Raw genomic sequence first — 26,895 nt, 5'->3', positions numbered from 1 at the left:
CGGCACAACCGTGAAACTTTTTCACGCACCGTCGCAATCCGTGAGGTACTGTATACTCATGGATACTGACGGGCTCGCTGACCTCCTCGAACGGTTCGGACTCTCCGAAAAGGAAATCGACACGTATCTCGCAATTCTCGACCACGGTGCGTCGAAGGCGAGTACCATCGCCGACGCCGCCGACGTCTCGAAGCGCTACGTCTACAGCATCAGCGAGGAACTCGAGAGCCGTGGCTTCGTCGAGGTCGACGACCACGCCGTCCCGACCGTGATCAGACCCGTCGATCCCGAAACCGTCGTCGACCGGCTCACCCGCAGCGTCGAAGATATCGAGCCCGAACTCCGCGAACGCTACACCGCGACCGAACGCACCGGCGAGCAGTTCGAGGTGATCAAGTCCCGCCAGACCGTCGTCAAGCGACTCGAGGAACTGCTCGCGAGCGCCGACACCGAAGTGACGCTCTCGATTCCCGTCGGTATCCTGCCCCAGATTCGATCGACACTCGAGGAGACCGTCGACCGCGGCGTGCTCGTGCTCCTCCTGCTCGGTGCGACCGGTGGCGACGAGCAGGATATCGCCTCGCTTGCAGGTGCCGCAAGCACGGTACGGACGTGGGATGCGCTGGTACCGACGATGCTCACCGTGGATCGCCAGCACGGGCTGCTCGCGCCGAGTCAGTTGCTCACGAGTTCGACGAGCGATACGCGCGCGATCTCCCTGTCACAGGAACAGCTCGCGCCGGTGCTCGCGGGCTCGTTCCTGGCGAACTACTGGCCAACTGCCGAGGAGCGCTACGTGACGACGCCGCGAGCGCTGCCCGAGACCTACGACGGGTTCCGGAACGCGGTGTTCCAGATCGCACTCCATCGCGCGACGGACACGGCACTCGAGGCGACCGTCGAGGGGACACCCGTTGGCGACGGAGATGTCGAAACTTCGCCGGTCACGCTCACGGGGCGGGTCGTCGACGTGCGCCAGAGTCTCGTTCGCCCGGAAACGTCGTCCGTGCCGATCGAGAACTCGTTCACGATCGAGGTTGCGGACGAGCGAGACGGCGCGACCGAGCGCTACACGATCGGCGGCACCGGCGCGTTCCTCGAAGATTTCGAGGCCGAGTCGGTGACGCTCCGCGAACTGAACGGCGAGTAATAGAGTCGCCTGTGAGTAAATTTCTTGAGTAGTGGCCAGAAAGTCGGAGGCGATGTCCGAATACGCGACTCATGACACGACCGTCCGGAACGGCCAGCCCGGTGAGAACTATCCGTCGGGCCCACGTGGAGGTACCCAATGACCGATAAACGAACCGTCGAGGACCGGATCGTCGAGAGTGGCGTTATCGCCGTCCTGCGCGGCGTCAGCGAGGACCAGATCGTTCCCGTCTCGCGCGCCCTCGCCGACGCCGGCGTCGGAGCACTCGAGATCACCGCCGATGGAACCCGTTCTGCCGAGATGATCGCCGACGTGGATCGTGAACTCGCGGACACCGATGCCGTGATCGGCGCGGGAACCGTCCTCGACGCGGCGACGGCCCAGTCGGTGATCGACGCGGGCGCGACGTTCGTCGTCTCGCCACACACCAGTCCCGACGTCGTGCGGACCTGCAATCGCCACGGCGTGCTCGCTGCACCCGGCGTCATGACGCCGACGGAGGCCGTCACGGCGATGGAAGCCGGCGCGGATCTGTTGAAGATGTTCCCCGCCTCGACGGTCGGACCCGGTCACATCGGCGCGCTCAGCGGCCCACTCGGCGATGTAGACATTATTCCGACCGGTGGCGTCTCGCCGGACAACGTCGCCGACTTCTTCGACGCGGGCGCCGTCGCTGTCGGCGCGGGCGGTGCCATCCTCGACGATGAAGCCATCGAACGCGGCGACATGGAGAAGGTCCGCGAAACCGCCGAGGCGTTCGTTGCGGCGGTCGAAGACGCTCGATAAGTAGTCGGCATCACCATAGTTACTGCCGACCCTGAACCACTGTTCACAATCTACCCAGCAGTGGCAGCGCTTGCCACAAAAACCTGCTCAGCGACCAAACAAGTGGTCCGTTGCTACCAGTAGCAGTGCTGTGTTAGGTCCAAGAGATCGAACGGCAGTTCGACCCCCAGTCGAGCCAACAGGACGGGCGTAACAGTCAACTCGAGTTGATTGCCGATAAGCGGGCCCGAAAGCGACGAAACCAGGAATTCAAGCGTTGGACCGGGCGTTCGTCGAAGAGCGTCCCACTATCCGAATCCGAACAGGTACTGCCGGTCACGACCGCAGTATTCAGAAGTTTACTACTGGAGGGGTGAATTTTTATTCCCGTAGTGCTGTGGTTCGGATATGAAAGCGATCGCTGTCGACCCCGGGGCCGGCGAACCCGCTCTCGTCGAGCGGCCCCGCCCTGAACCCGAGCCAGGAGAGGCCCTCGTCCGGACGCTGCGCGTCGGTATCGATGGCACCGACCACGAGGTGATCGCAGGCCACCACGGCGACCTCCCCGCCGGGGCGGACGACCTCATTCTCGGCCACGAAGCCGTCGGTGTCGTCGAGGAGCCAAACGGGACCGCACTCGAGTCCGGTCAGTTCGTCGTCCCGACTGTGCGCCGCCGTCCCGACGAGAATAACGAGTTCTTCGAACGCGGCGAGCCCGACATGGCCCCAAGCGGTGCGTACGTCGAGCGCGGAATCGTCGGTGCGCACGGCTTTATGGCCGAATATTTCACCAGCCCGGCGGAGTACCTCGTCCCGATTCCCGCGGAACTCGCACCGCTTGGCTTCCTCGTCGAACCGATCAGCATCACGGAGAAAGCACTCGAGCACGCCGTCGCGAGTCGATCCACCTTCGAGTGGGAGCCCGACTCGGCGCTCGTCCTCGGGAACGGCCCGCTCGGGCTCATCACCCTCGCGATGTTCGAGTCGGTACTCGAGTTCGATCGGACCTACTGTCTGGGTCGTCGGGATCGGTCCCACCCAACGGTCGAACTCGTCTCGAAACTGGGCGGCACCTACGTCGATTCGCGGGAGACACCGGTGTCCGAGATTCCGGCCGAACACGAGGCTGTCGACCTGGTCTACGAGGCGACGGGGCATGCCAAGCACGCCTTCGAGACGGTCGATGCGCTCGCGCCGAACGGGGTCGGCGTCTTGCTGGGGGTGCCCGAACCCTGGGAGTTCGAGGTCGACGGCGGCCGCCTCCACCGTGAACTCGTCTTGCACAACAAGGCGCTGCTCGGGACGGTCAACTCCCACCGCGGACACTTCGAGGCCGCGATCAACACGCTCGCACAGCTTTCTGACTGGTTCACCGAGGAACTCGCGGCCGGGGTGTACGACCTCGAGAACTATCAGGACGCCTTCGATGCGGGCGACGAAGTCGTCAAGACTGCGATCGAGTTCGACACCGTCTGAGCCGAATCGCTGCTCGTCGTCTGTACTGTCCGTTTGCGCGTCTACACTGCGCTTCAAGCTCCTTCTTCCGTAATGGATGCAAAACTATTACTATCATAGGTGTAAGTATCTATTTCATGGGTGTAGATTACACGCGGCTCCACGATCCGAACGCCGAGTACACGATGCGAGAGCTCTCGGCGGAGACGATGGGCGTGACACGCGAACGCGGCGGCGGCCGCGACGTCGAGATCACGGATATCCAGACGACGATGGTCGACGGCAACTTCCCGTGGACGCTCGTCCGGATCTACACGGACGCGGGCATCGTCGGCACCGGCGAGGCCTACTGGGGCGCGGGCGCACCAGAACTGATCGAACGCATGGCCCCCTTCCTCCGCGGGGAGAATCCCCTCGACATCGACCGGCTCACCGAACACCTCGTGCAGAAAATGTCCGGCGAGGGTTCGATCGGCGGCGTCACCGTGACGGCGATTTCAGGAATCGAAGTCGCACTCCACGACCTCGCGGGCAAAATTCTCGAGGTCCCTGCCTACCAGTTACTCGGCGGTAAGTACCGCGACGAGGTCCGCGTCTACTGTGACTGTCACACCGAGGACGAGGCAGACCCAATTTCGTGTGCTGACGAGGCCGAACGCGTCGTCGAAGAGCTCGGCTACGACGCCCTCAAATTCGACCTCGACGTGCCCTCTGGCCACGAAAAAGATCGCGCGAACCGCCATCTTCGCAAGCCCGAGATCGAGCACAAAGCCAGTATCGTCGAAGCCATCACCGAACGCGTCGGCTCGCGTGCCGACGTGGCCTTCGACTGTCACTGGACGTTCTCCGGTGGCTCCGCGAAACGGCTCGCAAAGCGACTCGAGGAGTACGACGTCTGGTGGCTCGAAGACCCCGTCCCACCGGAGAACCACGACGTCCAGCGCGAAGTCACGCAGAGCACTACCACGCCGATCACTGTCGGCGAGAACGTCTACCGAAAACACGGCCAGCGCCGCCTCTTAGAGGAGCAGGCCGTCGACATCATCGCCCCCGACATGCCGAAGGTCGGCGGCATGCGCGAAACCCGGAAAATTGCCGACCTCGCGGATCTCTACTACGTCCCCGTCGCGATGCACAACGTCGCCTCGCCCGTCGCGACCATGGCCAGCGCCCACGTCGGCGCAGCCATCTCGAACTCGCTCGCCGTCGAGTACCACTCCTACGAACTCGAGTGGTGGTCGGATCTCGTCGAGGAAGATGTAATCGAGGACGGCTACATCGAGATTCCCGAAACGCCAGGACTCGGTGTCACGCTCGATCTGGATACTGTCGAGGAGCACATGGTTGAGGGTGAAGAGCTCTTTGACGAGATGTAACCCCGTCACGCCCGAAAATTGAGGGGTTTCGTATTTCGTTTTCGACGACGCGTCCGTCGCATCGGCAACAAATGAACTGAGAATTCAGCGTTCGATATCTGGGGCAGCGACAGGCCGCTTACTCAGTCACGACATCCTCGTCACCCCGTCGAAACAACGTCTCCACGTTCTCCGGATGGAAATCCTCGGGTGAAACGTCCCCCTCCGCATCGATCGCCCGCGCGAGGTAACTCACGCTGTTGATCAACCCCAGATGCGAGAACGCCTGCGGGAAATTCCCGAGCAGTCGACCGCTATCGGGGTCGACCTTCTCCGAATACAGCCCGAGCGGCGAGGTGTACTCGAGTAGCGATTCGAAGTACTCTGTGGCGAGTTCGAGTCGGTTCGAGAGGACGAGCGCGTCGATGAGCCAGAACGAACAGAGCAAGAACCCCTCTTCCTCGTCTTCCCGTACGTCGGTATCTACGAAGCGCACGACGAGCCCATCGTCCGTCGTGAGCTTCTCGAGGACGGTGTCGATGGTCGACTGGACGCGCTCGTCCTCCGGCGGGAGAAACTCGTAAATGGGGATCAGAAGTGCCGTCGCGTCGATCGCCTCGTCACTGTCGAAGTATTGGACGAAGCTGCCGGCCTCCTCGCTGTAGCCGCGCGTTTCGATAGCGCCACGAACCTCGTCGCGTGTGTCTCTCCAGTGCTCGAGCGGTGCGTCGAAGTCGTTTGCCTCAGCCAGTGCGATACCGCGGTCGAGGGCGACCCAGCACAGCAGCTTCGAGTGCAGGAAGTGACGATGTTCGTCGCGGAACTCCCAGATTCCGGCGTCCGGCTGGTCCCAGTTGCGACAGACGTGGTTGATGCTCTCGATGACGGCGTCCCAGCTGTCCTCGCTCAGTTCGGCTTCCTCGTCGAACTGGATGGTTTCGTAGATTGCCTGGACGAACGTGCCGTAGACGTCGAGTTGGAGCTGTGATGCTGCACCGTTGCCGATCCGAACCGGACCAGTATCGCGATAGCCGGAGAGATGATCGAGCGTCCGTTCTTCGAGATCGTCGTCGTATTCGCCATGAAGTCCGTACAGCGGCCGGATTTCGGTGGGATGATCCGTTGCGATACCGACGAACCAGTCGAAGTAGTCTCTGGCCTCCTGGCGGTGGCCGGTGTCGTGCAACGCCTGTACGGTGAACTTCGCGTCCCGAATCCAGTTATACCGGTAGTCCCAGGTGCGTTCGGAGCCGATTTCCTCCGGGACCGACGTGGTTGCAGCCGCGGGAATTGCACCCGTCTCGTGGTGAATCAGGAGTTTCAGCACCAGTTCCGAACGGATGACCATCTCGTGCCACCGTTCCGAGACTGACTCTGCGACTCCCTCCCGATCGCCGACCCACTCGCGCCAGTAGTGCTTCGTCTCGTCGAGCCACTCCTGATACGACGGCGATCCCTGTGGCTCCTCGCCGCCGTACTGGACCCCGAGCCAGCAGGTATCGCCGGCTTCGAGCGTGACTGTTCCAGTCGCTTTCGCCGCCGCCTCGTTAATTTCGAGATCGACATCGCCGACGTAGTGTAGCGGCTGGTGGCGCTGCTCGAGCCAGTCGGCATTGTCATCGACATGGCCATCGACACCATCATCATCATCATCATCATCATTGCCCGGTTCGCTGCGACCACCCCCACGAACCGCTGTGACGCCACCATCACTCGTCTCGAGTGCCGGCGTCACTCGCGCGTACTCGAGTCGGGGTTCGAAAACGACCTGGCACTCCATCGAACCGCGGTCGCACTCGAGTTGGCGGTAGATTGCGTGCTGGGGGTGTGGGTGTTGGTGCTGGTGCTGGTGTGGGTGTTGGTGTGGGTGTTGGTGTTGGTCCCGGTGCTGGTCGTCGGAATCCTGGTTGCGAGATTGTTGCTCCGCTGCATCCCCGTTCTGGATGGGCATGAAGTCGGTCAGCGTCACCTGGCCCGATTCCGTCTCGAAAGTAGTTTGAAGGACGTTCGTTCGGTCGGCGTACTGATGACTCGACTCGAAGTCGTCGGCCGTCGGCGAGACGGTAAAGTGTCCCCCGTCAGTCGCATCGAGCAGTCGGGCGAACACGCTCGGTGACTCGAGGTGGGGGAAACAACACCAGTCGATCGAGCCGTATCTGCTGACCAGTGCACACCGGTCGTCGTTGCCGATACTGCCGTAGTCTCGAAGGGGTGGATAGTCGTGTTCCATCGTTGTGTGTCACGCGGTGATCGGACCGGTCGCGCGGTGATCGGACCAGTCGCCAGGACCGGCGCACGGACCTGGGCTGTGAGCATGAGCAGACTGCGAGCGGACTGTGGAAGACATGGGTTGCGTCCGCGTCCGTTGTAGTCTCGCTGAGCGAGCGTTGTGGCCTTGCTGAGCGAGCGGCGGTTGGATGGGGCAATGCACACACGGAATCTCCGTAACTCGTTACGTTGTCTACCGCGTGCGAGAATAAGTGTCGGCCAGCAGCGGCCGGGTGTGGCAAATAGGGAGTGCCTACACGACCTCGTCGTATGACCGGTGTCGTGGAACAATGGCGTGCTGGGCGTCGTTTTATGGCCCTCGTCGAGGTGGAACGTCTACGATGGGACGGCAACGACAGCACACACTCTCACGGCGACGACTTCTTCGCGCAGGCACCGGTATCGCGGTCGCCGGGGTCGGCGCAAGCGCAGGTATCGGAACCGGCGGCGCTCGAGGAATGCAGGACGACGGAAACGAAAACGCCGAAAACGCCGAAAACGCCGAAAACGACGAAAACGACGAAAACGGAGACGACCCGTTCGATGCTGGCGGGCCCTATGCAAACGTCTACGACGACATTATCGACGACGTGGTGCTGGTGAACGTGCTCGGTTCCGACGATCCGTTCGGCGACCCTGGCGGTATCGGCTCTGGCTTCGTCGTCGGCGATCATGTCGTCACCAACGCTCACGTCGTCGGCGACGCCAACGACGTCGAACTCCAGTTTCGCGACGAGGAGTGGCGAGAGGGCGAGGTGGTCGGCACTGACAGCCACAGCGACCTCGCAGCAATCGCTGTCGACGACCGTCCAGCAATCACCGACGGGCTGTCGTTCGCAGCGGACGACCCGGTAATCGGCCAGGAGGTCCTCGTCCTCGGAAACCCGCTCGGACTCGACGCCTCCCTCTCCCAGGGAATCGTTAGCGGCGTCGACCGCCAGCTCCCGAGTCCGACGGGCTTTGCCATTCCAGCCGCGATCCAGACCGACGCGCCGGTCAACCCGGGCAACAGCGGCGGCCCGCTCGTCTCACTCGACGGCGACGTCCTCGGCGTCGTCTTCGCCGGTGCCGGTCAGACGATCGGCTTCGCGATCTCCGCCCAACTCGCAGACCGCGTCATCCCGGCGCTCATCGAAGACGGCGAGTACGAGCATTCATACATGGGAATCGGCGTCTCTCCTGTCGGTCCCCAGATCGCTGCCGCCAACGACCTCGAGGAAGCCCGCGGCGTCCTCGTCTCAGAGGTCGTCCCCGACTCACCGGCAGATGGCGTCCTCGAGCCGATCGATGGCGAGACGGCCATCGACGGTGAGCCCGTCCCCACCGGCGGCGACATCATCGTCTCGATTGGAGACGAAGAGATTCCGAACGAGGCACGACTTACCGCCGTGCTCGCACTCGAGACGGCTCCGGATGAGACGATCGACCTCGAAGTCATCCGCGAGGGCGAGTCCCAGCAGGTCGAGTTGACACTCGAGGAGCGGCCGGATGTCGACCTCCCATAGCGACAGCGGTACACGACGCCACACTACCACATCCCACCAGACAGCCCCGTCATAGCATCGATCACGTCTCACACAACCACACTCATGACACAACTCGGTTACAAACTCATCTGCGAGGAGCACGGCCCGACCGACCTCACCCAGTACGCCACCCTGGCCGACCAGTCCGCGTTCGAGTTCGCGATGATCTCGGACCACTTTCATCCCTGGACTTCGACGCAGGGCGAGAGCCCGTTCGTCTGGAACGTCATCGGCGCAATCGCGCAGGCGACTGACGACCTCCGTCTCGGCACGTCCATCACCTGTCCGATCATCCGATATCACCCCGGGCTTATCGCACAGGCAGCCGCGACGGCTGGCGTCCAGCTTCCCGGCCAGTTCTTCCTCGGCGTCGGTACCGGCGAAAACTTGAGCGAGCACGTCTTCGGCGATCGCTGGCCGCCACACGCGATTCGACTCGAGATGCTGCGCGAAGCCGTCGACCTCATCCGCACCCTCTGGGAAGGAGAGACGACGAGCTATCGCGGTGAGTACTACACCGTCGAAAACGCACGCCTCTACACGCTACCCGACGAACTGCCGCCGATTCCGATCGCCGCCGACGGGCCGAAAACGGCACGCGCAGCGGGCGAAATCGGCAACGGACTCGTCGCCGTCGCGCCGGACGAAGAACTCGTCGAGGCGTTCGAAGACGGCGGTGGTGAGGACAAACCGCGGTACGCCGAGGTCGACGTCTGCTACGCAGAGGACGAACAGGAAGCGATCGAAACCGCCCACGAAATCTGGCCGCAGGCGGCGCTTCCCGGCGAACTGCTCTGGGAACTCGCGACACCTGCACACTTCCAGCAGGCGACCGAGGTTGTTTCCGAGGAGGATATCGCCGACCTCGTGGTCTGCGGACCAGATCCCGACGCGCATATCGAGACGATCCAGGAGTACGTCGACGCCGGCTTCGATCACATCACGATCCACCAGATCGGCTCGAATCAGGCCGAGTTCGTCGAGTTCTACGAGGAGGAAGTCATTCCCGAGATCGAGTGAGACGGGCTCCTGTTCGAGGAGGAGTCGGCTCGCTACTCTTCAGTCTCCTCGCGTTCGGCTGCCTCCTCGCCCTCCTCGCCCTCCTCGCCTCCCAGTTCGTCCTGCTCGCCACGTTCGTCCCGCCTCGGTGCGCTCTGGGACCCAACGTCGGTACTCCCCTCGTCGACCTCGTCCGGATCGCGGTCGATGCGCTCGAGTTCGTCCTCGATCTCCGCCTTGCGCTCCGATTCGTACTCGTCCGTTCGATCGGTGTTGTCTTCTGCCATACTCCGACTTCAGCCGCAAGCCGTTTGGACGACCGGCCGTCGAGTGCAACGTCGGATGGCTGTTGTCGGCGGTCGGTACTCGAGTACAGGCGGGTTCAGCCGGGATCGATCTCTCGGAAAACACGAAAGACAGATAAAAGTCCCCGCGTTGTGAACAGACAAATATGGACGTTCCCTACGATCTCACCTCGTACGTTCGGGTGTTGAAAATGGCGACGACACCCACCACCCAGGAGTTCCTCCAGGTGTCGAAGATCGCCGGCGCAGGCATCCTACTGGTCGGATTTATCGGCTTCATCATCGGCGGCATCATGCTGTTGCTGACCGGTAGTGGTGGTGTCTAATGGGCATCTTCGCTGTCAAAACGACGGCGAGCCAGGAGCGCACCGTCGCGGACATGATCATCAATCGCGAAGAGCCAGAGATTCACGCCGCGCTCGCGCCTGACTCGCTGACCTCGTACGTGATGGTCGAAGCCGAAGGTAACGCCGTCCTGAACCGCGTCCTCGAGGACATCCCCCACGCGCGCAGCATCGTCCCCGGCGAGTCCGACATCTCCGAAGTCGAGCACTTCCTCTCGCCAAAGCCGGACGTCGAGGGGATCGCGGAGGGAGACATCGTCGAACTCATCGCTGGGCCGTTCAAAGGCGAGAAGGCACAGGTTCAGCGCATCGACGAAGGCAAGGATCAGGTGACGGTCGAACTCTACGAAGCGACGGTTCCGATTCCGGTGACGGTTCGCGGAGACCAGATCCGCGTGCTCGACTCCGACGAGCGATAGCACGCCGACGAGCGAGTGAGACGGCGTCTCTGTCAGTCACTAGTCAGCCAGTCAAACAGTTCGTACCGGGCTGTGAATTGCACCTACTCCTGAACGTCGGAGCCAAGCGACTCCGGATCAGCCACATCCGCAACTGTCTCCAGTAATTCCTCTCGCTCGCGCACATCGGCCGAGTTCGCGCCGTACGCGCGGACGTACTCCGCACGGCTGTGTTCCGTGAACGTGTGGCGGATCGCGAGATACCCATCGGGAACGAGCGCATCACAGATTTCACACTCGAGATGGTCGTGCGCCGTCGCCTGATGGGTGACAGCCGACTCGATGTCGCCAAAGACTTCGCCACAGCCGTCGATTTCGCATTCCCAGGCTAGTCCCGTTCCCATTCGTCTTCGCGTCGAACTGGACGGGCCGCCCTAATGGTCTTTTCGTAGTACATGTGACCGAGTAGACGAGTTCGACCCCGGTAGCTGGACCTGTGGCGAATCAGAATTCATAACTCTCCGGTCGTGAAACGAGCAGCCGTGAGTGATGGAGTGTCGTCTCGGGTCGACTGCCACGTGAAGGTGCTCGACGAAACCGTCGTCGAGCGCGCCACGCAAGCGGAACTCGACGTGATCGTCTACGCACCGCACTTCCAACGGCTGCCAGAGATTCGGGAGACAGCCACACAGTACTCGAACGACGACCTGCTGGTCGTTCCTGGTCGTGAGGTGTTCACCGGTCCCTGGTCGGACCGAAAACACGTGCTCGCGATCGGACTCGAGGAGCCGGTGCCGGACTTCATCACACTCGAGGCCGCGATGGCAGCGTTCGACCGACAGGACGCGACGGTGCTCGCCCCGCATCCGGACTTCCTGAACGTGAGTCTCTCGCCCGCCGACCTGCGCGAGTACTGCGAGACGATCGACGCCATCGAGACTTTTAACCCGAAACACCTGCCGCCGCACAATCGACGGGCGCGCCGGCTGGCGGACGAACTCGAGTTGCCGCCGTTCACGTCGTCGTATGCGCACCTGCCGAGTTCCGTGGGTGTGGCCCACACGGCGTTCGAGACGGTGATCGAATCCGAGGCGGAGCTCTGTGAGGCGTTCGAGAACGATACTCCACGCCAGATTGTCCGCTCGAACGGACTCGACCGGTGGCAGACGACGACGGCGGAGTTACTCCATCTTGGCTACGAGAACACGTGGAAGAAGGCGGAGCGGCTGTTTCTCTCGGGGACGGAGCCGACGCATCCGGATCACATCGCCTACAATGGGCGGTTCGACGATGCTGCGGTGTACTGAACGGTGCGCGAGTCCTGGTCCACTGAAAGACCAGTGATGACACTAAGCGCAGCAATAGGAGATCCACACCAGATTCAGTACCTGAAAACAGCTGTTGCGATTAATACGTCCGGTGGTAGTTTCATCCAGAAATGGGTCTTAAAGAGATGCTTGGAGAACGGCTCGATTTCTTGGATGGTCAAGAATTGACGGGGCGGCAAGCAGGACTCATCGTTGCGATCTGGCTCCTACTCACCGCTCTTTTCGGGCTCCTCGTGTTCGCTGTCGTATTCGTCCAGATGGGGTTCTAAAGAGTACAGCGAGAGTTCCATGGGTCACCCGACCCGTGGGTGAATCGCGTACGCCCCTCGTCATAACCCATAGTTTTATTACTGGTAAGATAATTGAATTATGCTGGAGCTCGCCGTTACCAACCTCTCAAAACCCACGCACTGAAACATGGTAAGACGTGGTGAGACTGGTGGTGTCGAGCCATCGTAAAGTGGCTGACCTTCACGGATACGAACGTCGTGTTCGGGTGTTACTGGTTCCACGCGACCGAACGGGAGCGCGAAGGGAATTAAAGATTCACACGCTTTACCGCCCGGTTCTGGGCGTGACGCGCCTCTGGGAACGCCACGGGTCACCGGACCCGTGGTACTTTACCCGTCAGTACTCGCTCAGTGTCCGCGCGACACGGTCCCAGTGACTCCCACGCCAGAAATACTGTCCACACGAACGACAGCGCCAGACGGCCATCGTATCGCTGTCCTCGTCGTCGCCACCATCGTCGTCGCCTGGGTCCGCAACTGGATCCGGCGCATACTCGGGCGTCTCGGCTGACGGATCGACGCGCTCGAGTACCCCGTTGCACCGGCCGCAGTACGACGGCTCAGCTGCGAGTTCGAGTTCCACACCTGCCTCGCTGAGTTCCCCCAGTTGTTCCTCCACCTCGAGTGCCGTCAGCAGAATCGCATCGTCCGCGCGGCCTGCGAGTTCGGTATCTCGCGTGACGAGCGTGCGGTCTTCTGCCGCCGCGACGGCGAGCAGGTCGTCGTCGGACTCGAGTACCGGTTCGCGGTCACCCGCGTAGACCGTGTCGTAGTCACACATCCGAAGGTAGGCAACGAGCCCGCCGCACATGGTGTCGAGGAGGAATTGCATGGTCGAAAGCAACGCCGTAGTGCCCACTCAGTGCAGGAACGCCTGCAACTCCGCTAGCTCCCACGTGTTAATCACAGCCTCGGGCTCGGCCCACCCCCGACGCGCCGTGTGGACGCCCCAGCGCATGTACTCGAGTGTCGATGGCCGATGGGAGTCCGTGTTGACGGCGATTACCGCGCCCTCGTCGATTGCGGCCTGGGCGGCGCTGCCCCAGAGGTCGAGGCGGCGCGGATTGGCGTTGACCTCGAGTGCAGTGCCGTGCTCGGCGGCGGCCGCACCGAGTGCGCTCGCGTTGAAGTCGAGGCCGGAGCGTTCGTTCAGCATGCGCCCGCTGGGGTGTCCGAGAACGTCGATGGCGGGATTTTCGACGGCGGTGATGAGCCGGTTGGTCGCTCGCTCGGCGTCCTGGTCGAGTGCGCTGTGGGTCGAGGCGACGATAACGTCGAGCGCGTCGATGACCTCCTCGGAGAGACCAATCTCACCCTCGGCGTCGACGTTTGCCTCGATGCCGGCGAAGACGGTAATCTCGCTCTCATCGTCGACCGCGCGGATTTCCTCGACTTGCTCCAGAATCTCGGCGTCCGAGAGCCCCATGCCGCCGACGATCCCGGGACCCTCTGCGTGGTCTGCAATACCGAAGTAGTCGTAGCCCCGGTCTTCGGCGGCCGCCACCATCGCCTCGATGGAGGTGTTGCCGTCGGACCACTCGGTGTGGCTGTGCAGGTCGCCGCGGATGTCCTCGTGTGTGAGCAGGTCCGGCAGAACGTCGTTCTCGGCGGCCGTGATCTCACCGCGGTCGGTTCGCAGTTCCGGCGGAATCCACGGTAGCCCGAGTGCGTTGTACATCCCGTCCTCGGTCTCGCCGGCAATACGCTCGCCGACGCGTTGGCCCTCGTCTCCCTCATCGAGGTCGCTGACGTCGAAGACGCCATACTCGTTGACCTTCAGGCCGCGGTCGATGGCGTAGTTGCGGAGTCGGACGTTGTGGTCCTTGCTTCCCGTAAAGTACTGCAGTGCGGAGCCGAACTCGCTGGGGACGACCACGCGGAGGTCGACGCGACTCTCGCCGATGCGCACGCTCGCCTTTGCCGGCCCGGACTCGATTTCGCTGTCGACGGAGTTCCAGCCGACGAACTCCTCGACCACCGTCTCGTTCTCGTTCGTCGCGACGAGCACGTCCACGTCACCGATGGTCTCACGCCAGCGCCGAATCGAGCCCGCCACCTCGCAGCGCTCGACGGCGTCGAGCGACTCGAGAAAGGCGAGCACGTCGTCGGCAAGTGGGCGAGCCTCGCCGAGCAACTGACGCTGGCCGACCTCGCGTGCAAACTCGATGTTGTCGCGGATGTTTTCTTCCGTCTTCGGACCGAACCCCTTGACCTCCTGAATCTCGCCGGCCTCAGCGGCGTCCTCGAGATCGTCCAGCGTTTCGATCCCCAGTTCGCGGTACAGCTTGCCGGCCGTCTTGGGGCCGACGCCCTCGATTCGGGTGATGTCCGCGATGTCGATCGGCAACTCAGCTTTGAGTTCCTCGAGTTCCTCGATCTCACCGGTCTCGACGTACTCGACGATTTTCGCGGAAATCGCGTCGCCGACGCCGTCGATTTCGTCGAGAATCTCCTCGTCGCCGTCTGCAACTCGGTCACCGATCGGAACGGGATGAGCCCGGATATTCTCGGCAGCCCGGCGATACGCGCGGGGTTTGTACTCTACGTCATCAGCCTCGAGCAAATCGGCGAACTCCTCGAAGCGGCCGGCGAGTTCGGCGTTGGTCGCCACTGTGATCACCGCCCCCGCCGCGCGCTCTGGTCGTCCTCGTGGCCAAGCGCCTGTTTGAGGAACGACATCCAGCGTTTCGTGTCGGCAGCCTGCTTGGCCTGCTGTTCGCGCTCTAGGTCTGTTGGACCGAGGTTCTCGAGTGCGTTCAGCGCGCGGTCGATCCCGATGATGCTCTGGGCGAGTTCTTCGCCCTCTGTACGGGGGATCTCACCGTCCTCGATTTGCTCTATGCGCTCGACGCGCTCTCGTCTGAGGTTTCGTTTCGCCTGCTCGACGCGGTCGCGCTCGCCTGGGGGTACTGTCTCACGGCGTTTGATCTCGAAGACGAAGGTGCGAAGGTCGATTTCCTCACCTTGCACCGTGATCGTCTCGGGAATGTCCGCGCCGACGGTCGCACCCTCGCGCTCGACGCGCTCGAGCAGTTGTTTTCGCTCGAACTCTTGCACGCCTCTGTGTTGGGGACTGAGGGGCAAAAGTGTACACCGTCCCGGTCGCCGTCTCCGTTGCCGTTGCCGTTGCCGTTTCCGTCTCCGTCGCTGTTTCCGTTTCCGTCACTGCACCATCGTCCGGCTCAGCGGTCAAAACCGAGTCGGGACATCTCACCCCAGCTTGTCTCGCCACGGAGATACTGGACGAATGCGACCCAGGTGATGAACGACTTCCACTGGCGGAACGGCACGTGCTCGAGGAGGCCATAGAGCAGCAAGAGTGCGATGTCTCTCGGATTCCTGTATCGGCGGAAGCTCACAACCTCGTTGAGCACGGAGAGCCACGAGAGCAGCGTCCCGACCCCAACCGCGACGCCGAGGAAGACGACGAAGAAGGGCACGTTCAGGTAGCCGAGGAGAAAGGCAGCAGGGACGATAATATAGCCCAAGCCCTCGATGAGCGGGCCGAGCGCCTCCACGAAGAGAAAAAAGGGCAGCGCGAACAGGCCGACCATCCCATACTTCGGATTGCCGATCATCCGCCGGTGTACCCAGAGCGTCTCGAGCATGCCTTTGAACCAGCGACCACGCTGGCGGGCGAGGACAGCCCGCCGCTCGGGCACCTCCGTCCAGACGACTGGGTACGGGACGAACGTTATTCGATGTTTCTCGTCCGAAACGTGTTTCTGGAGTCTGACGATCAGTTCCATGTCCTCGGTGATCGTCTCCGTCGAGTAGCCGCCGACCTCGCGGACTGTACTCGTCCTGAACAGGCCGAACGCGCCGGAGATAATGAGCAAGCTACCGAGGCCACTCAACCCGATCCGACCGGAGAGAAACGCACGAAGGTACTCGACGGTCTGGAGATTCGCGAGATGGCTTCGCGAGAGTCCGATATCGGTGATGACACCGCGGGTAATCGAACAGCCATTTGCGACCCGAACCGCGCCGCCGGAGGCGATCATTCGCTCGGGATCGCGCAGGAACGGCTGGACGACCTCGAGGAGCGCGTTCCGCTCGATAATACTGTCCGCGTCGATCGCACAGAACAACGGCTGGTCCGTGAAGAACACGCCCGCGTTGAGCGCGTCTGCCTTCCCGCCGTTGTCCTTGTCGATAACGACGAGATCGACCCGCGAGGACTGGTAGACCTCGTGAACCGTCTCGCAGGGCAGATCGAACGGAACGTCCTCGCCGACCGGCTCGAGTTCGAACGTCGAGATGAGTTGCTCGAGTGTCTCGTCTCGCGACCCGTCGTTGACGACGACGATCTCGTGGTTGCTGTACTCGAGATTGAGTAGCGACTGGACGGTGTCCACGATGGTTACTTCCTCGTTGTACGCCGGGACGATGACCGCAATGCCCGGCAGAAACGGCGAGTTATGGGGGTGATAGACGGGGTCGAGCAGCCAGTCACGGATCCCACGCTGGAGGGTGACAATCGAAACCAGGTGGACGAACAGATAGCTGCCGTTTACCAGTGCGAAGTACGCGAGGAAGAACCAGCTGATGAGCCAGACAACGGCTTCGACCGCTACGTCCATCCGGTCGTCACCCGCCGCTGTGTGGCGTGTTCGGCGCGAACCCAGTCGATCGTTCGGACGACGGCGTCGTCGGTGGCCTCAGGTAGCGACGTCCCGGAACGATTCAGAAAACGCACGGCGGCCAGCCGCGAACGCTCGTCGGGATCCGACACGACACCATACTGCAGCCACTCGATCGAGTCCGAATCGCCCCAACGACTGAACAGGTCGTACGCCGCCGTTCGCACCTGCGGCTCCGGATCAGTGAGTGCCCGCTCCACGTCGATACGGTCGCGCAGCCGCCAGCGCCAGCCGTGCTGACCGAGGGCAATCAGCGTCGCCGACCGAACGCGCGGCGAGTCGTGCTCGAGCAACGGCAAGAGCCACTCGAACTGCGCGAGTTCCTGCGTCGACTGGCAGTAGCCAAGCGTCGTCAGCGCCTGCACCAACAGGCCCTCGTCCCACCAGACGCCGTCCGTGGCAGTCAGCGTCAACAGCGCCGTCGCGTCGGTGTTGTTGAGCTGATAGAGGGTATCCAGTCCGAACGTCGACAGCCGGTCCTCACCCGACCAGCAGAGCAACGCCGTCCCGTTCTGGCTCGCCTCCGGTGCGTCGCTAACGGCGAGCAACCGCGCCGCCGCAGCTCTGGTTTCAGGGTGCGACGTACTCGTCGCTCGCAACCGCTCGATCGACACCGGATACTCGAGTAGCGTGAGCCAGACGAGTCCGCGCAGCCGGTTGAACAGCAACGGATTGCCGAGCAACGAGCGGGCGTGATCGACGATCCCCACGTCCTCCGCAAATCGAACGAGTTGCGCCCGTTCATGGCCACGAATGCGTCGCAGATAGCTCGCCACCACCTGGCGGGCAACGTAGCGCTCGATCAATGACAGTTCTCGGTACCAGCCGTCCCACTCCGGGTCGTCCTGGTCGAGACGTGTCAGTATCGCCGGTGCGATTTCCGCGCGAGCAGCCGTCCGCCTGCCATCGAACCAGAACAGAAAGACCGATAGCGAAAGCGTGAGGAATCCGACGAACACCGTTACCACGGCGATAACGACGAACACTGTCCAGAGAAGTCCGTTCATCGTGTGGGAATGAGGTATTACTGGAGTATCCGCCGGAGTCGAGCAACCACTTCGGAGGGGCTGAACGGTTTCGTGACGTAGTCGTCAACACCAAGATCGAAGCCGGTCAGGACGTCTTGCTCCAGGCCACGGCCGGAGACGATGATGACGGCGGGTTCCGGGTCGAAGTCGTACTCACGGAGCCGTCTGAGAACGTCGAAGCCGTCCATGCCGGGCATCATCACGTCGAGGAGCAGGGCGTCCGGCGGCTCGTCAGTATCTTTGAGGTACTCCCAGCACTCGTCTCCGTTCTGGAAGGAGATGACATCGTAGCCAGCGGTCTCGAGCCGGTAGACAAGCATCTCGTTGATGTGCTCGTCGTCTTCAGCAACGAGCACTTGCATCAGCCATCACCATCCGGTAGCGAACACAGCAGTTCGGCCGCGAACTCTGTGGCAGTAACTGGTTTGTGTGCGAAGAGGTCCGCGCCGCAGGTCGGTATCCACGACCGGTCAGCGAACGGGGTTTCGGCAACTGCGATGATTGGGATCGGACGCTGTGACGTGTCGGCCGGCGAACGGAATCGCGAGAGTGTGAGCGCGTCACACCGGTCGAAAACGTCCGTCCCGAGGAAGAGACACGAGTCTCCATCGGGGTTGAGCTCCGGAAGCGTCGCCGTCGTCTGGCGCTGGACAGTGTACGACTGCTCTGCGAGCGACGATGCGAGTGCCTCCGTCTCGTCGCCGGCGACATGAACCGTCGAAATCGAGGGGGTATCAACCGTGTGTACCAGCTCGTCCGCGACCAGTTCGGCGACAGTCGAGCGACTCGCTGCCGGGTCGAGGATGCCGTCGATCCCGAGTAGTGGACCGGCGACTCCGACGGTCGCGCCAGTGCCTGCAGCTGATCTTGCTCCCGGTTTCGTTCCTGCACGCTCTCTCGCTGTTTCTTCCATCTCCACCACCGGATCGACGGTCGACGCGAGCGTTATCGACCGCTGTCCGTTCGTCGGCTGGGCGAGCGCTGCGAGCCGCTCGACGATCTCCGTCGTCGGGAACCCGCAGTCGACGACGAGATGGTATGGGGTATCCAGACCAGCGCTCTCGTCGATACCGTCGACCAGCGCCGCCTCGTGGCCAGCCAACTCGAGTTGCTCGGCGACGAGTTCGGCGAACGGTTCGCTCTGGAACGCCAGCACGATCGGGTCGAATTCGTCGGGGTCGGCCAGTGTCGACTCGTCCGTGCCGGTCGACTCCGGGAGAGCATCGGTGCGGTCGACCGCGTCCTCGATATCGTTCGTCTCGAACGCGTGCGCCGTGAGCGCGGTCAGTTCGCTGGTGTTCACGATGATCTCCTCGAGTGCCGCTTGCTGATCTGGTGTGAGTGAGCCGAAGGCTTCCTCGAGGAGAAGTTCTGAGTTGCCGTAGACGACCGCCAGGTGTCGCCGAAACTCGTAGCTGAGTGTCGCAAACTCGTCTCTGGATCCGTTTTGGTTGGTACTGGAACCGCCGTCTCCATCTCCGTCTCCGTCTCCGTCGTCGCCCGTGTCGTCGGCCCTCGCATCGTCATCGTTGTCGTCCGCAACTGGTGACGGAGAAGCGGACTCGGACCCAATATCGGTCATACAGTCGACAGAGAGGTCAACACGGACAGACATAAATCCGAGCAAGGTCACGAGTGAAAGAATATCATAGAAAGTAACGGGGATGGACCGGTAACCGCGGGGAGTGGGAAGCGGGTCGAGATGTAGTCGACGAACGGAGCGCCGGAATCCCGAAACGTCGAAACCCCGGAACCCCAAACCCCTTAGCGACGCCGCACATACCCCCCGGCAATGGCCAAGTGCGACGTGTGTCGGAAGGACGAAAGCATGCCGTACAACTGTCGGCACTGCGGGGGAACCTACTGTGCCGACCATCGGTTGCCGGAGAACCACGACTGTTCCGGACTGCAAAACTGGAACGATCCGAGCGGTGTCTTCGATAGCGGCTTCGACGAGGGTGTCAACAGCGGGAGCGCAAGCGGGAGCACGTCGAAAACGGCGAGCATCGCCGACAAAGTGCCGATCGACACTGGCCCCGGCGGACCGCTCGCGTACTTCCGCGGGAACATGACCTACACGATTCTCGCGCTCATGGGGATCACGTTCTTCGCGCAGTTGCTCGTCGGCACGTTTGGTTCCGCCAGTCTCCAGCGCTCGCTGTTCGTGTTGACCCCGCAGAACCCGGAGTACGTCTGGACCTGGGTGACCTCGATCTTCGCCCACGGCGGCATCGTTCACATCGCGTTCAACGCCATCGTGATATTCTTCTTCGGTCCGCTCGTCGAGCGATACATCGGGTCGCGGAACTTCCTCATTCTGTTCCTCGTCAGCGGTGCCATCGCCGGCCTGAGTCAGGTCGCTATCCAGATCTACCAGGGGCCGGTGCTCCCCGGAGGCGGCGGCGTCCTCGGAGCCAGCGGGGCAGCCCTCGCGATCATGGGCGTGCTCACCATCCTGAACCCGAACCTCACCGTCTACCTCTACATGATCGTCCCCGTTCGGCTCTGGATGCTCGCGGTGGGGACGGCGCTCATCAGCGTCGGCCTCATCGGCACTGGCGCGGGCGGTGCCGGTGGCATCGCTCACGCAGCCCACCTTGTCGGCCTCGTCATCGGACTGGCCTACGGCGCATACATTAAACGAACGAAGAACGTCCGCACCGCGAATCAGTTCCAACTCGGTGGCGGTGGACCGGGTGGCCCAGGCGGTCCCGGTGGCCCAGGCGGCCCCGGCGGACGGCGTCGCTTCTAACTCACCGACCGTCACCCGAAACCCGTTCTCACACTGCTACCCAACTCCAGGTGTCGCCTTCAGCATCCAGCAGCCAACCCAACGCCTATTTTCGTCCGACCGTACCAACCCGTATCAATGACTTCACCTCGCTCCGAATCACAACCGCGCCCCGACCTCGCACCCGATCCGTCCCTCGGCCACGCGGAGATGGAAGCGCTGCAGCGCGACATCGCCGGCGCTGCAGTGTTCGAAGACGAGTTCGGATTCGATCCCGAACCGCTGACCAACCCGCTCGCTGCGAGCGCTGCGACAGCGACGACAGACACTGACTCCGCTGCCGACTCTCCAAACGCTTCCCAGCCCACCGTCGTCGGCGTCGACCAATCGTTTCTCACCAACGAGGCAGGCGATCAGGACCGCGCCCTGAGCGCCGTCGTTGCCATGCGCGGCGGCGAAGTGGTCGAACGCGTCCACGCCGTCACCGACCTCAAAACCCCCTACATCCCCGGTCTCCTCTCGTTTCGTGAAGGTGGCGCAATTCTGGCTGCACTCGAGTCCCTCACAGTCGAACCCGATCTCTTCTTGTTCGACGGGAGCGGACGCATCCACTTCCGACAGGCGGGCATTGCGACGCACATCGGGGTCGTTCGTGACGTGCCGAGCATCGGAGTCGCGAAGAGTCTGCTCTGTGGTCGTCTCCAGGGCGACACCGACAATCTCTCTGCAGGCACGCGCGTCGCCATCGAGGCCGATGACTCAGTCGACGCGCCCGCGGGAACGCTGCTCGGCTACGCGGTGCAGACGCGCCAGTACGACTCGCCGAACCGGTACATCAACCCGCTGTACGTGAGCCCCGGCCATCGCGTCGGTCCGGAGACGGCTGCCGACCTTGTGCTCGGGCTCGCGGGCTCCTACAAGTTGCCAGAGCCGGTTCGATTGGCGGATCAGTATGCCAGCGAGGCCAAACGCGAGTTCCTCGATTGAGTTGCGGAGGCATCCTGACAGTCACACGATCCGGAACTTCCACGTAGCGCGACAAACCGTCGATACTTAGGTATCGTCTCACGAACGGGTCACGTATGGCCACCGCTGAGGAAGCCGATCGTCCCGCGGACTCCGACGGGGTCGGGGCCGATAGCGCCGACACGAATCGGGAGACGGATACGCGCACGAACACGGGTGCACAGACGGATCCAGAGACGGAGACGGAAACAGAAACGGAAACGGATCCGAAGACCGGCACAACCACAGCCGACGACCGCTACACCCGCAAACAGTGCGTCCTGATCACCGGCTGCTCCTCCGGGATCGGTCGCGCGACCGCACTCGCATTTCTCCAGCGCGACTGGCAGGTCGTCGCGACCGCCCGCAACACCGACGACATCGCCGAGCTCGCAGAGGCCGGCTGTACGACACTCGAACTCGACGTCACCGACCCCGAACAGGTCGCCAGGGCCGTCGAGCAAACCGTCGAGATCGGCGGCGCAATCGACTGCCTCGTCAACAACGCCGGCTACGCACAGACGGGGCCACTCGAGGACGTCTCCACGGCGGACCTCCACCGCCAGTTCGACGTGAACGTCTACGGTCCACACCGACTCACTCGCGCCGCACTTCCACACATGCGCGCTCAGGGCGAGGGTCGAATCATCAACGTCTCGAGTGTTGTCGGCCGCATCTCGGTGCCGGGGATGGGATCCTACGCTGGCTCGAAGCATGCACTCGAGGCGATGACCGACTCGCTTCGTGCAGAGGTTGAGGGATTCGATATTCAGGTGACGCTGATCGAACCCGGGCCGGTGCAGACGAACTTCTCCGAGCGTCTGGACGAGGAATTACCGGAAGACGAGCGGACGCCAGCTTACGAGACACTGTACGAGTTGCTCGACGAGGCGGAATTGATCGGTAGCGGTGCCGGTGGCCCGTTCGCCTCGGAACCGAAGGACGTTGCGGCGGCGATTCTCGACGCGGCGTCGACGCCGGAACCGCCGGCTCGGTACCCGGTCGGGCCGATCGCTCAGTACGGTGTCTACGCCCGCTTCCTGCCGGATCGACTGCGCGATGCGGCGTACGGACTCATTCAGCGGCTGGTGTGAGTTTTCGTCAGAGTTACGACGAGTGAACACGTAGAACGACCACAGAACCCGGATGTCTGATTCGAACAGCGCCGTCGTTGCACTCGCTGACACCGTCTCTGAACTCCTCTACGGCATCGTCGGCTGGCTCCTGATCGGTCTCGGACTTTTCGCTGCGGTTACGGTCTCTCTGAACGCTATCGGAGACGGATTGGCCGGTATGGAGGCGCTGTTGACTGCGCTCATGCTGGCGGTTTCGTTCGTTTTTGTCGCGCTCGGTATCTTCGTCAACCCACGCCTCCGTCGCCGGCTTAGTCGGCGTCACTCACTCTCGACGTTCGGCCGCGTCCAGTCCGTCGACCAGCGCGTGATTCGCCCCGAGGAAGACTGCACCGAACGCTGTGTCGCCTGTCAGTCACCGATCGAGAAGGGAATGGTTCGTCGCTACCGAACCGAATTCGCACTCGCGGGCGTGCCGGTATACACCGATTCCGTGGGACACAACCACTATTGCCTCGCGTGTGCAGCTGCGGAACTTCAGTTGCCGGACGCTATCGAGGCGGAAGAAATCGAATCTGGGAACTGGCGTGAAGCTTTCTCCGAGGTCGACGGGAGCACCACTACAGACAGTGATTCGCAGACCGATCTTGCGACCAAGACCACGGCTGACGCTGACCTCGAAGCCGAGACCACCGACACTTGACCAACACGGAACGAGACCGCAGAAGACACTCTCGAGCCAGCCCGTTCAATCCGCAGCTGTCTGCCGCGTCGACGCACCCGCTCTCGTCAACCGATACGCGCCACCCGGTCCGCGGTTCAGATATCCCGCCTGTTGTAACGCCCGGCAGCGACGCTCGACCGTCATCGGATGTGGCCTCGACTCGAGTACGTCCGCGAGTTCGGCGACGGTCGCCGGCTGTGCGCTGTCGAGTGCGGCGAGAATCGATCGGTCCTGTGACGAGAGTCGAGTCATTGGTGGTGTGAGCAGAGGGGCGTTTGGGTGAGAGGGCCGGTGGAAAGCGCAGCGGGCGAGTCGGCAGTGGCGGACGCTGCTGTTCTGTGGGGTGTGTTTGTGTGCACAGCGTCGATGGGCGCTGAGTGACGAACTGTATCAGCGTCCTGGTATACCGGGGTCGAGCGGTTGTCTCGAATCGAAGTCGGCAGCGCCATCCTCGTTGTCTCCGTTATCGAGTTCGACAATCAAGACGCGAGCCGATTCCCAATCGGTGGGAACGATGTGAGTCGACGGGGAGTCGGTGAGCGAACAGCGGGGAGCATGGACACCGGTTCCGGACACGGCGTGAGGGGACACGTCGCGAAGTGGCGGAGCCCGGCTTAGCCGTCCCAGGCCTCGACGAACGCCGTCGGAATTGACGTGAGGTCGATTCCCCAGGCGACTGGCAACCAGAGGAGGGCGACGAGTGTAATCAACGCGATTCCGATCACGTTGAGTCCTGCACCGACGCGGGCCATCTGTGGGAGCGTGATGTACCCGCTGCCGAAGACGATGGCGTTCGGCGGTGTCGCGACCGGGAGCATGAACGCGAACGAGGCAGCAGTTGCGCCCGCGATCATCAGTCCGTACGGGTGGACGCCGATTCCGACCGCGACGCCGGCGAGAATCGGCATGAGCATCGCCGTCGTGGCCGTGTTCGAGGTGACTTCCGTGAGGAAGACGGTCATCGTGACCACGGCGAGCAAGATGACGATCATCGGGACGCCCTCGAGGAGCGCGAGTTGTTGACCGATCCAGGCAGCGAGGCCGGTTTCACCGAAACCGGCGGCGATGGCGAGGCCGCCACCGAACAGGAGGATGACGCCCCACGGAATGTCGACGCCGTGGGTCCAGTCGAGCAGGAAGGTGTGGCCGCCGTCGTCGGTCGTCGTCGGCAGCGTAAAGAGCACGAGCGCGCCACCGATAGCGACGATCGTGTCGACATCGTCGGGAATCGGAAGCGCCAGGATCGGATCGAGCACCGTTGCCAGCAGCGACGTCAGGAACAGGACGAGTGTTCCGATGATGGCGAGATCCGGTTCTGCGACGGGGAACTGATCGAACTGGTCGATCAGACTGGCACCGATCCAGGCGGCGGCCATCCCGACGAAGACGACGAGCACGAGTTTCTCTTGGCGACTCGTCGCACCGAGTGCTTCGAGTTCGCGGTCGATCGTGTCCGCACCGATCGGGAGGTCATCGAACTCCGGGGCGATAGCGACGCGAGTCACGTAGAGGTAGACCGTCGCGAGCCCAATAATCGCGATCGGAACGCCGTAGAGCATCCACTCGGCGAATCCGATCGTCGTGTCGAACAGTTCGCCGGCCTGACCGGCAAAGAGGATGTTCGGTGGCGTCCCGATGAGTGTCGCGACACCGCCGACGGAGGCCCCGTAGGCGATACAGAGCATGAGTGCGACGCCGAAGGAGAAGTTCCCCTCGCTGGTGTCGATCGAAAGGCCGGTCTCGTCGACCAGATCCGCGGTCTGATAGATCACCGCGAGCGCGATCGGAACCATCATCATGACGGTCGCGCTGTTCGAGACCCACATCGAGAGGAACGCCGTGGCAAGCATGAACCCGAGGATGAGTCGCGAGGGCTCCGTGCCGACGGCCTTGATCGTTCGGAGAGCGATCCGTCGATGGAGGCCCCACCGCTGCATCGCCATCGCGAGGAAGAATCCACCCATGAAGAGGAAGATGAGCGGATGGGCGTAGGAGGGCGCTGTCGCTTCGACCGGGAGTGCACCCGTCAACGGAAAGAGGACGAGCGGCAGCAACGAGGTAGCCGGGATCGGAATCGCCTCGGACATCCACCAGACGGCGATCCACGCGGTGACGGCTGCAACTGCCTGTCCTTCGGGCGTCAGTCCCTCGGGTGTCGGCGAGAGAAACAGGAGGGCAAACAGCAGTGGGCCGAGGACGAAACCGACCTTCTGCCGGAGCCCGTAGCTCGCGTCGACGTCGAAGGGTGACTTGCCGCCGTCTCCGTTTCCACTTCCGTTCCCGTCCCCGCCCCCGCCCCCGTCCCCGTTACCGTTACCATCGGGGCTGTCGGCAGCGGTGACGGTCTCGGCGCCGCCATCGTCGTGTTCTGTCTCTCGGTTCGTGGCACTGGCACTGCTGTCAGCCACGTCCCGCTCGTCGTCACCGGGAGCCGATTGAACGTGGCGGTGTTCGGCTGGCAGGTTGTCGTCCATGTCCGCGAGCATGGCTGGCCCGTCGAGCGTCAGATACGCTTTCGTCTGCTCGTTGAGACGCCACAGGGACGACCAGAGCTGTTGTAAATATATTTGATATTTCTCTCTGCGAGTAGACGCCATCTTTCTACAGATTTCAGGTACGGGTATTAAACACCGATGATTCGGGTTGACACGCCATGTTCGGAACTGACATGTTTGGTCACGATGCGTGAACAGATTTCCTTTCTGACATACAATACTGGTGCTCAGAGTTCTATCAGAATTATGATATTAAACCGAGCCAACGAGGATTCTAATCGCACCGGCGACAGCCAGGACGAGCCAATCGATGAGCAGCAAACCACTTTAGGACCGTACGTCGAACGGTCGGTCATGTATCGCGTGTTACTCCCTGTCGACAAACGGGACTCACGAGCACGAGCACAGGCCCATGCAGTCATCACTCTCCCGCAAGCGGACTCTCACCCGGCCGACTCGGCGGATCCAACAATTACCGTCGACATCCTCCACGTCCATGGAGACGTCACCGGACCCGATGCGGAGTGGGCCGCTGGCGGTGGCTTCTCCGAAACCTACGCCGAGGAGATGGCCGAAAACGTCGACCGGTTCGATCGACTTCCGGAGTCGGTCAGCGTCGCAAGCGAGGTACTCGAGTCCGCCTCGATCGTGCACACGGTTCACGAGACGACTGGTGACCCGGCCGAGACGATTCTCGAGGCAGCGACGGAGTACGAGAGCGACCTCATCGTGCTGGGGGTTCAGGACCGCTCGCCGGTGGGGAAAATCCTGTTCGGGAGCGTCGCGCAGGCGGTGCTTCTCGACAGCGATCGACCGGTGATGACGGCTCCGGTGACGGAGATGGAGTCGTAATCTCCGACTGCGACTGTGGCTGCGATTGCGACTGCGACTGTGGCTGCGATTGCGACTGCGACTGTGGCTGCGATTGCGACTGCGACTGTGGCTGCGATTGCGACTGCGACTGTGGCTGTAACTGTAACTGTAACCCGCCAGCGGCGGAAGACGAGCGTGAG

26 protein-coding genes are annotated in these 26,895 nt (G+C 62.5%); 14 read left to right on the top strand and 12 right to left on the bottom strand.

Annotation, left to right across the window (positions count from 1 at the left end; all coding sequences use genetic code 11):
- The first annotated feature begins 58 nt into the window (after nucleotides 1–58).
- From NMAG_RS05495 to NMAG_RS05480, 4 genes are all read left to right on the top strand, one after another.
- The gene (locus tag NMAG_RS05495; RefSeq protein WP_004217026.1) at nucleotides 59–1,150 is read left to right on the top strand and encodes a TrmB family transcriptional regulator; all 1,092 of its coding nucleotides are present in this window, start codon (nucleotides 59–61) and stop codon (nucleotides 1,148–1,150) included.
- Between the two features lie 138 nt (nucleotides 1,151–1,288).
- On the top strand, nucleotides 1,289–1,936 hold the full coding sequence (locus NMAG_RS05490; RefSeq protein WP_004217025.1) for a bifunctional 4-hydroxy-2-oxoglutarate aldolase/2-dehydro-3-deoxy-phosphogluconate aldolase: 648 nt from the start codon (nucleotides 1,289–1,291) through the stop codon (nucleotides 1,934–1,936).
- A 387-nt stretch (nucleotides 1,937–2,323) separates the two neighbouring features.
- Entirely contained in the window at nucleotides 2,324–3,391 is a 1,068-nt protein-coding gene (locus NMAG_RS05485; RefSeq protein ID WP_004217024.1) for a glucose 1-dehydrogenase, read from the top strand.
- Between the two features lie 116 nt (nucleotides 3,392–3,507).
- Nucleotides 3,508–4,746 carry a mandelate racemase/muconate lactonizing enzyme family protein gene (locus tag NMAG_RS05480; protein WP_004217022.1) on the top strand — a complete coding sequence of 413 codons (1,239 nt, stop codon included), beginning with the start codon at nucleotides 3,508–3,510 and terminating at the stop codon, nucleotides 4,744–4,746.
- Nucleotides 4,747–4,864: 118 nt separating this feature from the next.
- Here the strand turns inward: NMAG_RS05480 and NMAG_RS05475 are convergent, their stop codons facing one another.
- Nucleotides 4,865–6,955 (bottom strand): glycoside hydrolase family 15 protein, encoded by a 2,091-nt coding sequence (locus NMAG_RS05475; RefSeq protein ID WP_004217020.1) that lies wholly within the window; start codon nucleotides 6,953–6,955, stop codon nucleotides 4,865–4,867.
- A 379-nt stretch (nucleotides 6,956–7,334) separates the two neighbouring features.
- Here NMAG_RS05475 and NMAG_RS05470 point away from each other — a divergent pair, with 379 nt between their 5' ends.
- A complete protein-coding gene (locus NMAG_RS05470; RefSeq protein ID WP_004217018.1) occupies nucleotides 7,335–8,498 on the top strand; it encodes a S1C family serine protease in 1,164 nt (387 codons plus the stop codon).
- An 84-nt stretch (nucleotides 8,499–8,582) separates the two neighbouring features.
- A complete protein-coding gene (locus NMAG_RS05465) occupies nucleotides 8,583–9,539 on the top strand; it encodes a TIGR03557 family F420-dependent LLM class oxidoreductase (protein WP_004217017.1) in 957 nt (318 codons plus the stop codon).
- A 32-nt stretch (nucleotides 9,540–9,571) separates the two neighbouring features.
- Here the strand turns inward: NMAG_RS05465 and NMAG_RS05460 are convergent, their stop codons facing one another.
- The gene (locus NMAG_RS05460; protein WP_012996471.1) at nucleotides 9,572–9,805 is read right to left on the bottom strand and encodes a hypothetical protein; all 234 of its coding nucleotides are present in this window, start codon (nucleotides 9,803–9,805) and stop codon (nucleotides 9,572–9,574) included.
- A gap of 164 nt (nucleotides 9,806–9,969) precedes the next feature.
- Here NMAG_RS05460 and NMAG_RS05455 point away from each other — a divergent pair, with 164 nt between their 5' ends.
- Both NMAG_RS05455 and NMAG_RS05450 read left to right on the top strand, forming a co-directional pair.
- Nucleotides 9,970–10,149, top strand: coding sequence for a protein translocase SEC61 complex subunit gamma (locus NMAG_RS05455; RefSeq protein ID WP_004217007.1), 180 nt, complete (start codon nucleotides 9,970–9,972; stop codon nucleotides 10,147–10,149).
- Nucleotides 10,149–10,586 carry a transcription elongation factor Spt5 gene (locus NMAG_RS05450; protein WP_004217006.1) on the top strand — a complete coding sequence of 146 codons (438 nt, stop codon included), beginning with the start codon at nucleotides 10,149–10,151 and terminating at the stop codon, nucleotides 10,584–10,586. Before NMAG_RS05455 ends, NMAG_RS05450 begins: the two co-directional genes overlap by 1 nt.
- Before the next feature lie 83 nt (nucleotides 10,587–10,669).
- On the opposite strand, the gene NMAG_RS05445 is transcribed toward NMAG_RS05450, so the two are convergent.
- Nucleotides 10,670–10,969, bottom strand: a complete 300-nt coding sequence (locus tag NMAG_RS05445) for a DUF7565 family protein (RefSeq protein ID WP_004217005.1) — start codon at nucleotides 10,967–10,969, stop codon at nucleotides 10,670–10,672.
- Nucleotides 10,970–11,119: 150 nt separating this feature from the next.
- On the opposite strand from NMAG_RS05445, the gene NMAG_RS05440 reads away from it, so the two are divergent.
- Entirely contained in the window at nucleotides 11,120–11,872 is a 753-nt protein-coding gene (locus NMAG_RS05440; protein ID WP_049916407.1) for a PHP-associated domain-containing protein, read from the top strand.
- Between the two features lie 648 nt (nucleotides 11,873–12,520).
- Here the strand turns inward: NMAG_RS05440 and NMAG_RS05435 are convergent.
- From NMAG_RS05435 to NMAG_RS05405, 7 genes are all read right to left on the bottom strand, one after another.
- A complete protein-coding gene (locus NMAG_RS05435) occupies nucleotides 12,521–13,015 on the bottom strand; it encodes a Mut7-C RNAse domain-containing protein (protein ID WP_012996469.1) in 495 nt (164 codons plus the stop codon).
- 27 nt (nucleotides 13,016–13,042) lie between these two features.
- Complete coding sequence (polX, locus tag NMAG_RS05430; RefSeq protein ID WP_004217001.1) at nucleotides 13,043–14,794, bottom strand: DNA polymerase/3'-5' exonuclease PolX; 1,752 nt, start codon at nucleotides 14,792–14,794, stop codon at nucleotides 13,043–13,045.
- Nucleotides 14,795–14,799: 5 nt separating this feature from the next.
- Complete coding sequence (locus NMAG_RS05425) at nucleotides 14,800–15,240, bottom strand: DUF5788 family protein (RefSeq protein ID WP_004217000.1); 441 nt, start codon at nucleotides 15,238–15,240, stop codon at nucleotides 14,800–14,802.
- 125 nt (nucleotides 15,241–15,365) lie between these two features.
- Nucleotides 15,366–16,766, bottom strand: a complete 1,401-nt coding sequence (locus tag NMAG_RS05420; protein WP_004216999.1) for a glycosyltransferase family 2 protein — start codon at nucleotides 16,764–16,766, stop codon at nucleotides 15,366–15,368.
- Nucleotides 16,757–17,833, bottom strand: a complete 1,077-nt coding sequence (locus NMAG_RS05415) for a HEAT repeat domain-containing protein (protein WP_004216998.1) — start codon at nucleotides 17,831–17,833, stop codon at nucleotides 16,757–16,759. Before NMAG_RS05415 ends, NMAG_RS05420 begins: the two co-directional genes overlap by 10 nt.
- A 17-nt stretch (nucleotides 17,834–17,850) precedes the next feature.
- On the bottom strand, nucleotides 17,851–18,216 hold the full coding sequence (locus NMAG_RS05410) for a response regulator transcription factor (RefSeq protein ID WP_004216997.1): 366 nt from the start codon (nucleotides 18,214–18,216) through the stop codon (nucleotides 17,851–17,853).
- Nucleotides 18,216–19,436: a hypothetical protein gene (locus NMAG_RS05405; protein ID WP_004216996.1), complete on the bottom strand. Its 1,221-nt coding sequence runs from the start codon at nucleotides 19,434–19,436 to the stop codon at nucleotides 18,216–18,218. The genes NMAG_RS05410 and NMAG_RS05405 overlap by 1 nt, the downstream gene beginning before the upstream one ends.
- A gap of 210 nt (nucleotides 19,437–19,646) precedes the next feature.
- On the opposite strand from NMAG_RS05405, the gene NMAG_RS05400 reads away from it, so the two are divergent.
- The 4 genes from NMAG_RS05400 (at nucleotide 19,647) to NMAG_RS05385 (ending at nucleotide 23,366) form a co-directional block, all read left to right on the top strand.
- Nucleotides 19,647–20,606: a rhomboid family intramembrane serine protease gene (locus NMAG_RS05400; RefSeq protein WP_012996466.1), complete on the top strand. Its 960-nt coding sequence runs from the start codon at nucleotides 19,647–19,649 to the stop codon at nucleotides 20,604–20,606.
- Between the two features lie 117 nt (nucleotides 20,607–20,723).
- Nucleotides 20,724–21,572, top strand: a complete 849-nt coding sequence (locus NMAG_RS05395) for an endonuclease V (RefSeq protein ID WP_004216992.1) — start codon at nucleotides 20,724–20,726, stop codon at nucleotides 21,570–21,572.
- Nucleotides 21,573–21,667: 95 nt separating this feature from the next.
- The gene (locus tag NMAG_RS05390; RefSeq protein ID WP_004216991.1) at nucleotides 21,668–22,684 is read left to right on the top strand and encodes an SDR family oxidoreductase; all 1,017 of its coding nucleotides are present in this window, start codon (nucleotides 21,668–21,670) and stop codon (nucleotides 22,682–22,684) included.
- 52 nt (nucleotides 22,685–22,736) lie between these two features.
- Nucleotides 22,737–23,366 (top strand): hypothetical protein, encoded by a 630-nt coding sequence (locus NMAG_RS05385; protein WP_004216990.1) that lies wholly within the window; start codon nucleotides 22,737–22,739, stop codon nucleotides 23,364–23,366.
- A gap of 45 nt (nucleotides 23,367–23,411) precedes the next feature.
- Here the strand turns inward: NMAG_RS05385 and NMAG_RS05380 are convergent, their stop codons facing one another.
- Nucleotides 23,412–23,639 carry a hypothetical protein gene (locus NMAG_RS05380; RefSeq protein WP_004216987.1) on the bottom strand — a complete coding sequence of 76 codons (228 nt, stop codon included), beginning with the start codon at nucleotides 23,637–23,639 and terminating at the stop codon, nucleotides 23,412–23,414.
- A gap of 362 nt (nucleotides 23,640–24,001) precedes the next feature.
- The gene (locus NMAG_RS05375; RefSeq protein WP_012996465.1) at nucleotides 24,002–25,984 is read right to left on the bottom strand and encodes an SLC13 family permease; all 1,983 of its coding nucleotides are present in this window, start codon (nucleotides 25,982–25,984) and stop codon (nucleotides 24,002–24,004) included.
- 252 nt (nucleotides 25,985–26,236) lie between these two features.
- Between NMAG_RS05375 and NMAG_RS05370 the strand changes: the two genes are divergently transcribed.
- Nucleotides 26,237–26,734, top strand: a complete 498-nt coding sequence (locus NMAG_RS05370; RefSeq protein ID WP_004216984.1) for a universal stress protein — start codon at nucleotides 26,237–26,239, stop codon at nucleotides 26,732–26,734.
- The last annotated feature ends 161 nt before the right edge of the window (nucleotides 26,735–26,895 follow it).

The organism is Natrialba magadii ATCC 43099 (assembly GCF_000025625.1).
Classification (GTDB): Archaea; Halobacteriota; Halobacteria; order Halobacteriales; family Natrialbaceae; genus Natrialba; species Natrialba magadii.
The sequence above is the reverse complement of the archived record's forward strand: the minus strand, read 5'-3'. Positions and strand labels throughout refer to the sequence as shown.